This window comes from Protofrankia sp. CiP1_Cm_nod4 (assembly GCF_982290645.1).
The window spans coordinates 9,523-19,324 of record NZ_CEVIVC010000076.1 but is presented as its reverse complement, the minus strand read 5'-3'; the positions used below and the strand labels follow the sequence as shown (position 1 = coordinate 19,324).

Annotated in this window: 12 protein-coding genes; 5 read left to right on the top strand and 7 right to left on the bottom strand. The window is 71.1% G+C overall.

What is annotated here, in order from left to right:
- Window positions 1-52 precede the first annotated feature (52 nt).
- Together AC5LSR_RS15165 and AC5LSR_RS15160 are read right to left on the bottom strand one after the other, a co-directional pair.
- The gene (locus tag AC5LSR_RS15165) at window positions 53-448 is read right to left on the bottom strand and encodes a limonene-1,2-epoxide hydrolase family protein (RefSeq protein WP_250282372.1); all 396 of its coding nucleotides are present in this window, start codon (window positions 446-448) and stop codon (window positions 53-55) included.
- Between the two features lie 136 nt (window positions 449-584).
- Window positions 585-728 carry a hypothetical protein gene (locus tag AC5LSR_RS15160; protein ID WP_250282370.1) on the bottom strand — a complete coding sequence of 48 codons (144 nt, stop codon included), beginning with the start codon at window positions 726-728 and terminating at the stop codon, window positions 585-587.
- A gap of 227 nt (window positions 729-955) precedes the next feature.
- Here AC5LSR_RS15160 and AC5LSR_RS15155 point away from each other — a divergent pair, with 227 nt between their 5' ends.
- A complete protein-coding gene (locus tag AC5LSR_RS15155; protein WP_445548405.1) occupies window positions 956-1,087 on the top strand; it encodes a hypothetical protein in 132 nt (43 codons plus the stop codon).
- A 208-nt stretch (window positions 1,088-1,295) separates the two neighbouring features.
- Window positions 1,296-1,856 carry a hypothetical protein gene (locus AC5LSR_RS15150; RefSeq protein ID WP_250282368.1) on the top strand — a complete coding sequence of 187 codons (561 nt, stop codon included), beginning with the start codon at window positions 1,296-1,298 and terminating at the stop codon, window positions 1,854-1,856.
- Here the strand turns inward: AC5LSR_RS15150 and AC5LSR_RS15145 are convergent.
- The 5 genes from AC5LSR_RS15145 to AC5LSR_RS15125 all read right to left on the bottom strand — a co-directional run bounded on the left by AC5LSR_RS15145 (window position 1,825) and on the right by AC5LSR_RS15125 (window position 4,879).
- Window positions 1,825-2,328: an HtaA domain-containing protein gene (locus AC5LSR_RS15145; RefSeq protein WP_250282366.1), complete on the bottom strand. Its 504-nt coding sequence runs from the start codon at window positions 2,326-2,328 to the stop codon at window positions 1,825-1,827. The genes AC5LSR_RS15150 and AC5LSR_RS15145 overlap by 32 nt on opposite strands.
- Window positions 2,325-2,498 (bottom strand): hypothetical protein, encoded by a 174-nt coding sequence (locus AC5LSR_RS15140; protein ID WP_250282364.1) that lies wholly within the window; start codon window positions 2,496-2,498, stop codon window positions 2,325-2,327. Before AC5LSR_RS15140 ends, AC5LSR_RS15145 begins: the two co-directional genes overlap by 4 nt.
- A gap of 344 nt (window positions 2,499-2,842) precedes the next feature.
- A complete protein-coding gene (locus tag AC5LSR_RS15135; protein ID WP_250282362.1) occupies window positions 2,843-3,820 on the bottom strand; it encodes a class I SAM-dependent methyltransferase in 978 nt (325 codons plus the stop codon).
- Window positions 3,821-4,274: 454 nt separating this feature from the next.
- Window positions 4,275-4,475 carry a hypothetical protein gene (locus tag AC5LSR_RS15130; protein WP_250282360.1) on the bottom strand — a complete coding sequence of 67 codons (201 nt, stop codon included), beginning with the start codon at window positions 4,473-4,475 and terminating at the stop codon, window positions 4,275-4,277.
- Window positions 4,476-4,636: 161 nt separating this feature from the next.
- Window positions 4,637-4,879, bottom strand: coding sequence for a hypothetical protein (locus tag AC5LSR_RS15125; protein ID WP_250282358.1), 243 nt, complete (start codon window positions 4,877-4,879; stop codon window positions 4,637-4,639).
- An 817-nt stretch (window positions 4,880-5,696) separates the two neighbouring features.
- On the opposite strand from AC5LSR_RS15125, the gene AC5LSR_RS15120 reads away from it, so the two are divergent.
- The 3 genes from AC5LSR_RS15120 to AC5LSR_RS15110 all read left to right on the top strand — a co-directional run.
- A complete protein-coding gene (locus AC5LSR_RS15120) occupies window positions 5,697-7,181 on the top strand; it encodes an HAD-IB family hydrolase (protein ID WP_250282356.1) in 1,485 nt (494 codons plus the stop codon).
- The gene (locus tag AC5LSR_RS15115; RefSeq protein ID WP_250282354.1) at window positions 7,178-9,151 is read left to right on the top strand and encodes a lysophospholipid acyltransferase; all 1,974 of its coding nucleotides are present in this window, start codon (window positions 7,178-7,180) and stop codon (window positions 9,149-9,151) included. Before AC5LSR_RS15120 ends, AC5LSR_RS15115 begins: the two co-directional genes overlap by 4 nt.
- Before the next feature lies 1 nt (window position 9,152).
- Window positions 9,153-9,802: 2-dehydropantoate 2-reductase N-terminal domain-containing protein (locus tag AC5LSR_RS15110; protein ID WP_493468599.1), on the top strand; the 650-nt coding region annotated here is incomplete at its 3' end.

The window sequence follows — 9,802 nt, the reverse complement described above, 5'->3', positions numbered from 1 at the left end:
ACCGTGGTATTCAGACAGTATCAGATGGTATGCAAGTGTTATGCGGACGATATCAGGCGGCGGCCTTCGCCTGTAGTTCCTGTAGATCGCAGTAGTCGCGGTAGCTGGTGATCTTTCCGTCGTCGTCGAGTGTCAGGACACCGGCGACGGGGATCGAGACGACGAGGTTGCCGTCGGCGTCCTTGACGTCGTCGACCCGCTCGGTCCAGACGACGTCGCCGGTCTGCCCGATCCGCTTTATGTGAACCTGTATGGTCGCCAGGTTGTACCCGGCCCGGAACTGCTCGAGTAAGGCGATGGCCTCCGCCGGGCCGTGAGTCTCGGGGACGGTGGGGGCGGCGAGCCAGGGCGTGTCGGCGGTGAAGGTGTCGGTGAACGAGGCGAGAAGCTCCTCGTAGCTGACGCTCCAGCGCTTGAAGAAGTTCTCGACGGCGGTGATGTGGCTCATTCTTGACTGACTCCTGGTTCTCGAAGAGGGTGGCCGGTCTCCGAGGGAGAGCATTTCACGGTCGAGACCCGGATGCCCACATGGGACATGCGCTCATGACGGTGAGCGGTGGACGCGGTAGGCGCCGTCGCCGCGGTCAGATCGCCGCGACCGGATCCAGCGGCCCACCAGGAGACGGCAGGCGGTAGACGGACACGTGGGACCGGGATTCGGCGGTGAACTCGGCCCCGCGCCAGTCGGTGTGTCCGGACTCCAGCTCGAACCCGGCCAGCTCGGCCATGAGGTCAAGCTCGGCCGGCCATATATAACGGTGCCGGCTACGGACCAGCCGAGCCCGCCCGCTCCCGTCGAGTCCGGCTCACCGGGCCACGGGCCAAACGGGGCCTCTGTCTGCCACGGCCTGGTCACCGAGCCTATAGGCGATCCCGGGCGACGACGCCCCACGGCCGGGGCACCACGTACAAGCTGTTCCAGACCAGGTTCCTCCCGGTCGAGCGGATCCAGGCGGTGGCCGGATCCGCGGCGCTGGCCGACCCCTGGCTCCTCCCGGTCGAGCGGATCCGGCGCCTCACCGAACGCACCACCATCACCACCACGACCAGCCCCGCCGGCCGCACCATCACCCTGCTGCACGCCTGACACGGCCCCTGGCCGCCGATCCTGTCGGCCGGCCGGCGGACCTTCCATGTGGCATGATCAGCCATTATTGTTTTGATGTCCAACTATCGGCCATCCAAGCAGATATGCCCGAGCCTGGACGTCTGCGCTGGGTGCCCGAGCCTGGATGTCACGGGCCCGGAGTGGACGGGAGGGCCGAAGGCGACGTCGCTGCCGAAGGGGGAACGCCGTGCCGTCAGATTCCCTGCGCATACCTGGCTGGCTGCACTTCCTGGCGGTGGGTTTCCCCAGCCCCAACGTGATCGCGACCAGTGACGGATCCCGCGTGATCTTCGACTCCGGGTTCGGCAGCGACACCTCGCGCATCGAGGACACGCTGGCCACGGCCGGCGGCCCCATCCTCGACCCGCCCGCCACCTTCGCGGCGGCGCACGCACGGTACGAGCGCATGCGCGCGGACCCGCAGCGCGCCGGCTGGCACGCCTGCAAGCGCATCTTCGCGTTCGCCCTGATGATCCGTGACGGCATCCCGCTGGACGACGTCGACATCTATCTGACCCGGCAGCCGTGGCTCGTCGACCATGCGAGCAAGGTGTTCGACACGGATGCCGAGACGCTGGCGGCCGACCTGCTCGCGGAGATGCGGCGTACCGGCGCGGTCGAGGAACGCGGCGGGCGGCTGCGCGCCCGCACGCCACACCGCCCTCCCGCGCCGGGCTGGCTGCCGGGTTCTCCCCGGCGGGACTGGCTACACGAGTTCACCCCGCCTGGGGTGAGGCCGGCAGGGTGATGGTCAGCGGCTCGAACGGCTCGCCCATGGAGTACACGTTGTTGAACAGCCCGGCGCCCTCGGCCAGCAGCCGCACGTCCTCGGCCTCCCAGGTCCGCAGGCCGGACGGTGCCGCGCCGGGCCGCGGGACGAACCGCACCAGGGGAATCCTCGGCTTCGTCCCGGGCTCGGACGGGTCGACGACGTTCAGCTCGGCCTGCGTGCCGCGCAGCACCACGTGCGGGTCGGCGATCCGCACGTACAGCAGCCCGAAATGGCCCTGGAAACGGACGTCGCCACGGAACGCCCAGAAACCGTCGACGCCCTCGGGCGCCGTGGCCGACGGATCCGGCTCGAAGACGAACTCGTCGTTCTCGACGGACCGCGCGCCGTCGCTGGCGCTGCCCTGGCCGTCGGGCATCCGGGCGATGTAGGTGAGGAAGGTCGCCTTGATCCCCCACCGCAGGCCGAGCAGGGGCTCCGCCGCGCTCACCGGGCCACCCCGTGGAGCCCGACGCCATGCCGCCCCGACGACGACCTCTCCGTCACGTCCGTCACACGGCCGCCGGCCAGCAGGCCGAGGTACCGCTCGCCGAGGCGGGCGCCGGCGCGGTAGCCGTACCGGGACGGCGGCTCAAGGCTGTCCCTCCCGTCCTCAGGCACAGCGGTCCGACGCGCCGGCGTCGCCGGACGCTCAGCGAGATCACCTAATTCCATGCCCCGGGCTCCCTTCGGCAGTGAGGCTCCAGACGGTACGAAACTGATCAGCAACATCCGACGTCGATCACGGAAAGCAATGTTCCGGACGCGGGGCAGTACCGGCGGTCACCATCGCCTCGACCGCCTCCGCATCCATGCTCCCGGCCAGCACCTCGCGGCTGTCCGCCCGAGGCCCAGACAGGATCGTGGCACCTGTCCGTAGCATCTGCTCACAGTGAGCGTAGCGACCGGGTGGCCACGCGGTACGGCCGCCGGGCCGGATGGCACCGCCGGGGCGGCGGCGCCCGTCAGAACTCCAGTCGGTAGAAGACCGCCATCCTCCTCAGCGCGGGGACCAGCCTCGCCACCCCGGCCAGCAGACGGTATCCATCTGAAAGCTTATCGTAACCATCGATATCGAAAGCGCCGCTGGCTGTCACGCACCGCAGCCGAGGATCGATCGCCTCGAGCTCCGCGCAGCTGTCCATGCCCCACGAGACGGTTGCCCCCGCGGCCCGGATCGCTCTGTTGAACCGCTGCATCCGGATGCCACGCCTGCTGAACCCGTCGAAGACGAACTGGCCGCCGGGGAAATGGCCCACGATCCGTCGGACAAGCGCCTCGCCCTCGTCCTGCCTGAGATACATCGTCAGGCCCTCGGCGACCACCAGCACCGGCAGATCACCAGGCACCCGTGCCAGCCAGGACGGGTCGGTGACGGACGAGCCGACCGTCTCGTACCCCCCACGCGGCGGATACATCTGCCGGCGCAGGTCGATCACGTCGGGATAGTCCACGTCGAACCACCGCACGCCGGGGCCAGGATCGACGCGGTGGACCCGGGTGTCCAGGCCGCAGCCCAGATGCAACACGGTGCTCGCCGGATGCGCGGCGAGGAACTCGCGGGTCCACCCGTCGAGGTGCCGGGCCCGCAGCGCGACGGCGGTGTGCTCGCCGCGCCGCAGCCCCGTCCTGGTGAAGTCGAAATCGATCCGTCGGACGGTTTCCAGCGCCATCGTGTCGTGCAGGACGGAACGGGGCGACTCGGCGTCGAGCGCCCTGCCGTACAACGTCGCGAGCAGCGTGGCCCTCGCACCCGTGAGGTGCAGCTCCGGCACGGGCACCCATGCTACCGGCCGGCCGGGCTGCCGGCCCGAGGGCAACCGCCGGCCCGAGGAGGTGCGGACCGCGCCCCGGGCCCGCAGCGCGTACACGACGTAGCCGACAAGCAGCGCGGCGCCCATGACCCCGCCGTCGCCAGGCAGGTCAGCGACCGGCTGGGCCATATAGCCGGCTGGGCCATATACATAGCCTGGGAAGAGCTACGAGCTCGCGGCACCTGGGGAGGAGACCAGGCCGCGCCCACGGACGAGCTCTGTGCGCGTCCCGCCATCCCCGCGACCGGGCCCCGCTCGAGGCGGTCCCGACACTCGGCGGCAAGCTCCCGGCCCGCCTCCCAGCAAGCAGGGCGGCGGGCCCGACGAGCCCTCGTCACCACCGCGGCCCCGAGCGGGTGCCGGCTCCGGACCCGCCGCCCGTATACCCACGGCCGGTGCACCGACAAGGAATCGGCGATGCGCCCGGTGGCTGCCGGCCGCCGGGCCGCCTGCCACTATCCGGGCTGACGGACAGCTACCGGGAGCGGCCCCCGTGTACAGGCCCCGATGGTGTGTCACACCAGGAACCGATCCCGATACAGCCTGTATTGAAATATCCGTACGTTATGCCCGTATTCCCTTTTTAACGGTGCGCCTGCGTCCCGCCGGCCACCGCCGCGGCGGCTCCGCTCCCGTCGTGCTCGCCGAACAGGCTGAACCAGCCGAACCAGCCGAACCAGCCGAACGGGCCGAACGGGCCGAACGGGCCGAACGGGCCGAACGGGCCGAACGGGCCGAACACCGCCGACCGCACTGTCGCGCCGGCACCAATTCCGCCCGCCACCCGGCCACCTCCGCCGCTCCGCCTGCCGCTCCACCTCCACCGTGGCTGCCCGCTCCGGCGGACAGCGCTGATCCACTGGTGTGTGCCGGCGGAGGCCGCGATGCCGAGACAGCCGTTCCCGAAACCGCCCCGGCCTGGTTCACACCCCGGAACTTCGACGGCTATACGATCTTAACGTAACCGTGATAGCGGTTTTCGTAGCCGTGCGGGCCGGGGTATCCATTGGCCGAATGGCGGCGCCGCCGGTTACGGCGCCCGGCGAAGTCGAACAGGGCGGCGCCGGCCCCGGGATGGGTGACGAAACGGGCGTGGTCGAGGATCTCCCATTCCGGATGGCGAAGAACGGCCCGCCGACCGCATTGTCGTAGCAGCCCCGGCCGTTCCGGCGGAACGTCGTACGCCATGGGCCGCGCACGGTGCGGCGAATTCTCGAAAAAGATACCGGCCGCCCTGGCCGGAGTGGTGGACGGCGGTGTCGCGGAGTCATACCCGCCGTGTCGGCGGCCGGTTGGCCCCGCCGCTCGGCGGTGGGACACAGGAGACGTCCGCGCTCCAGGACCAGGTCCGGCACCGGGGCGGCACGGCCGCGGCCGACGCGGCCAGGAAGCAGGTGAGCGCGCCGGGCCCAGCGGCCGAGGGCTGTCCCGATGGCCCGGCAGGCCCCCCGGCCCGGCCTGCGCATCGGCCGGGCGGCCTGCTTGCAGCCGCTTGCGACCGCAAGCAGGCCGCCCAGGGCACGCCGTAGATCGTCCGCAACGCTACGTGTACCGCGGCGGGGGCGCGGCCGGCCCGCGGAGCCCCCGTCGTCCGCCGGCGGGACCCGGCCGCGCGCGGCGGCCGCGATCTCGGCACCCGAACCCCCTTCCCGGGAAAATCATCCAAAAAGGCGCGATATGACCAAAATGTGACGACTTCATACGCCTCGCGACGAACACACCGCCCGACCACGGCACGCCCAAGATCGACAACGGATCACTTGACAAACAAAGTCCATAGGGCGTCTGTCACCAGGATCGGACACAGCATTGCCATTTCGTTCTGACCGCTGTAAGAACCGTTGTAAGACAGGAACGAAGTGCGTGTGCGCGATCCACTCCGCGGCCGGGCCACGCAGACGCTGAACCGCGCCCAATCCAGGACGGCCTCGATGATTCATTATGTCATCCGCAAGAGTTCACACCCCGGCGGCGGCCGCCTCGGCCCGGCACTCGGCTACGGACGATGAGCGCCCCGGTCGACGAGTTGATGGAGGCGATCCGCCACGGCCCGAAGGGCCCGCACGTGGGTGCGTTCTTCGACTTCGACGGCACCCTCATCGAGGGCTATTCCGCGCGGGCACTCTACGCGCGACGGTTGCGCAGCTTCGATGTCGGCCCGGACGAGCTGCTACGGATCGCGCTGGCCGCCGTGCGCGGGCCGTTGGACGAGGCGGGCTTCACCTCGCTCCTGGAGACCGGTATGCGCGGCTGGGCCGGACGCACCGAGGAGGAGCTGCTCGCCCTCGGCCGTGAGCTGTTCGCGAGCGAGATCGCCGGTTCGCTGTTCCACAGCGCCTGGCGGCTGGTCCGGACCCACCTCAGCCAGGGCCACACCGTGGTGATCGCCACGTCGGCGACCCGTCTACAGGTCCAGCCGATGGCCGATGAGCTGGGCGTCGAGCACGTCCTGTGCACCGAACTGGAGGAGGAGGGCGGCGTCGTCACGGGACGTGTCGCCGGCCGTGCCCTGTGGGGCGACGGGAAGCTCGCCGCGGTGACCGCCTTCGCCGCCGAGTACGGCATCGACCTCGCGATCAGTCACGCGTACGCCAACGGTGACGAGGACGTGCCCTTCCTCGGCGCGGCCGGCTACCCGCATCCGGTGAACCCGCAGCCGGTGCTGGCCGCCGAGGCGCGGCGGCGGGAATGGCCCCCGCTGGAGTTCACCCGCAAGCACAACCAGCTCGACCCGCTGCCCGCCGTACGGACCGCGGCCATGTTCGGCAGCCTGTTCGCCACGGCGGGGGCCGGGATCGTGGCGGGGGTGCTCGCCCGCGACCGGCGCTACGGCGTCGACCTGATGACGTCGCTGTTCGGGGACGTCGCGTCCGTGCTGGGCAACATCCGCGTCGATGTCGTCGGCGAGCACAACGCGTGGTCGCACCGCCCGGCGGTGTTCCTCATCAACCACCAGAGCACGCTGGTCGACTTCGTGGTCACCTCCCGCGTGCTGCGGCGGGGGTTCACCGCGGTGGCCAAGGCGGAGGTGCGGCGGGTGCCAGTGGTGGGCACCCTGTTCGGGCTGGCCGGGGTCGCGTTCGTGGACCGGGGGAACTCGGCGAAGGCGATCTCGGCGCTGGGGCCGGCGGTCGAGATGCTGCACTCCGGCACGTCGGTGGTCATCGCCCCGGAGGGCACCCGGTCGTTCACCCCGCGGGTGGGCACGTTCAAGAAAGGGGCCTTCCACCTGGCCACGGCCGCCGGGGTGCCGATCGTGCCGATCGTCATCCGCAACGCGGGAGAGATCATGTGGCGCAACGCCCGCACGGCCCGGGAGGGCCGGATCGAGGTGGCCGTCCTGCCCCCGATCCCCACCGAGGGCTGGACCCGCGCCGACATCGACGCGGCGGCCGTCCGTGTGCATGACCTCTATGTCGAGACGTTGGATCACTGGCCCGGCACCGTCAGCGCGGAGCCCGCCGAGGACATGACCGGGAGCCTGCGATGATCCACGCCATCGAGACAGCCCGCGACCTGGTGCCCCGGCCCGGTGGGGCGGCCCCCGGCGAGCTGCGGGCAGGCGACCCGCCCGTGGTCGCCGCGCTGCTCACCAGCCCGGGGTTCCTCAGCGCGCTCGACAGCCTGGCCAGGCGGCTCGGCAAGGACGAGCAGGCCGTGCGCGCGGAGGCGGCCGGCTACCTGCGCGAGATGTCCGCGGTGCACGACCCGGTGGTCGCCGGTACGTGGGAGCGCTTCGCGCGCTGGATGGTGCGCGGGTACGACATCCTCACCGACGACAACGCGCTCGCCGAGCTGCGCCGGCTGGACCGGCGCCACTCGCTGATCTTTCTCATCTCGCACCGGTCGTACCTGGACGAGTTCGCCCTGCCTCCGCTGTTGGTGCGGGCCCGCCTCGACCCCCCCTACGGTCTGGCGGGCGCCAACCTGAACTTCTTCCCGCTCGGCACGATCGCCCGCCGGATCGGCATGGTCCACGTCCGGCGGGCCACGGCGGACATCCCCGTCTACCGGCTCGCCCTGCGCTCCTACGTCGGGCACATGGTGGCCGCGGGGGTCAACCTGATGTGGTCGATCGAGGGCGGACGGACGCGGACCGGGAAGCTGCGCCCTCCGCGCCACGGGCTCCTGCGCTACGTCAGCGACGCGGTGGCGTCGTCCGAACTGGCGGACCCGCTCGTCGTGCCGGTCTCCATCATCTACGACCAGCTGCCGTTGCACGAGGTGGCGCGGATGGCCCAGGAGGCGCGCGGCACCGCCAAGCAGCCGGAGGACCTGCGCTGGCTGATCGGGTACGCGCGCGGCCTGAAGGCACGGCTCGGCGGCATCCACATCGACTTCGGCACGCCGATCCCGCTGCGTGAGCGGCTGCAGGCCTACCGCGTCGACGGGGTGGAGGAGGGACAGCTCGTCGAACGGGTCGCGCTGGAGGTGTGCCACCGCATCAACCGCACCACGCCGGTGACCGCGACCGCGGCCGTCTGCGTCGCCATGCTGGGCGCCGACCGGGCGCTGACGCTCGACGAGGTCTGCGCGACGGTGGCCCCACTCGCGCGGTACCTGAGCCGGCGCGGATGGCCGGTCGCCGCCGCGTCCGACCTGACCGACCGCTCGACGGTGCGGCGCACGCTGCAGGACCTTGTCAGCTCGGGCGTGCTGACCTGCTTCGCCGGCGGGCCGGAGACGGTGTGGGGCATGGGCGCCGACCAGCATCTGGTGGCCGCGGTGTACCGCAACAGCGCCGTGCACGTGCTGCTCGTGCGGGCCATCGCCGAGCTGGCGCTGCTCTCGCTCGCCCGGCACAAGGGCGGCACGCTGCGGATGGCCTGGGAGGACGCGCTGGAGCTGCGGGAGCTGCTCAAGTTCGACTTCTTCTTCGCCGCGCGCGCGGAGTTCGCCGAGGAGCTGTGGAGCGAAGTCGCGATCATGGCAGGCGGGGCGCGCCCGGCCGAGATCAGCCCGGCCGACGCCGAGCGCTGGCTGCGCGACGCGGCGCCGCTGGTGGCGCATCTGGTCCTGCGGCCGTTCATCGACGCCTACCGGATCGTCGCCGAGCAGCTGGTGCTCGACGACGACGCCGCCGAGCTCGACGAGGAGCGTTTCCTCGCCGACTGCCTGGACCTCGGCCGGCAGTGGGCGATGCAGCGTCGGGTGGCGAGCGAGGAGTCGGTGTCCGCGGAGATGTTCCGCACGGCGTTGAAGATGGCCCGCCACCGCGGCCTGCTCGAGCCCGGCGCGAGCCCGCACGAGCTGGTGACCCGGCGGCGCGCGCTCGCGGTCCAGCTCGACCGCGTCCTGCACGACGTGCAGGAGATCGCGGTACTGGGCGCGACGTCCGCGGTGGTACCGCCCGAGCCGAGGGCATCGCAGGAGATCACGACGCTGGGCATGACGCGCACGGTGGTGGCGCCCGAGCCGCAGCCATCGCTACGGAGCGTTTCCGACGGGATCGGAGGCTGATGTGGGATACCTACGTCGTAGAGCGCCGCGGATCGCTGTCATCGGGGCCGGGTCCTGGGGCACCACGGTGGCCGCGATCCTCTCCCGCAGCGCGACGACCACGATCTGGGCCCGGTCGTCCGACGTAGTGAACGATATCGAGAAGAACCAGCGCAACAGCCGCTACACCGGCGACGCGGTCCTCCCCGACGCCCTGCACGCGACGACATCGCTGGAAGAGGCGGTGGTCGACGCGGACACGATCGTGATGGGGGTGCCCTCGCACGGGTTCAGTACGATCCTGGAGCAGGCCGCGCCGTACGCCCGGCCGTGGGTGCCGGTGGTCAGCCTGGTCAAGGGGCTCGAGCAGGAGACCGACCGGCGGATGACCGAGATCGTCGCTGACGTCCTGCCCGGGCATCCCGCGGGTGTGCTCGCCGGGCCGAACATCGCCAGGGAGATTCTCGACGGCTACGCGGCCGCGGCGACGCTCGCGATGCCGGACATGAACGCCGCCGCCCAGCTGGCCGACCTGTTCCGCACGTCCCGCTTCCGGATCTACTCCACCACCGACGTCATCGGGGCCGAGCTGTGCGGGCCGCTGAAGAACGTCTTCGCCATCGCCGCGGGCATGGGCGACGGCGCCGGCGCCGGCCACAACACCAAGGCGAT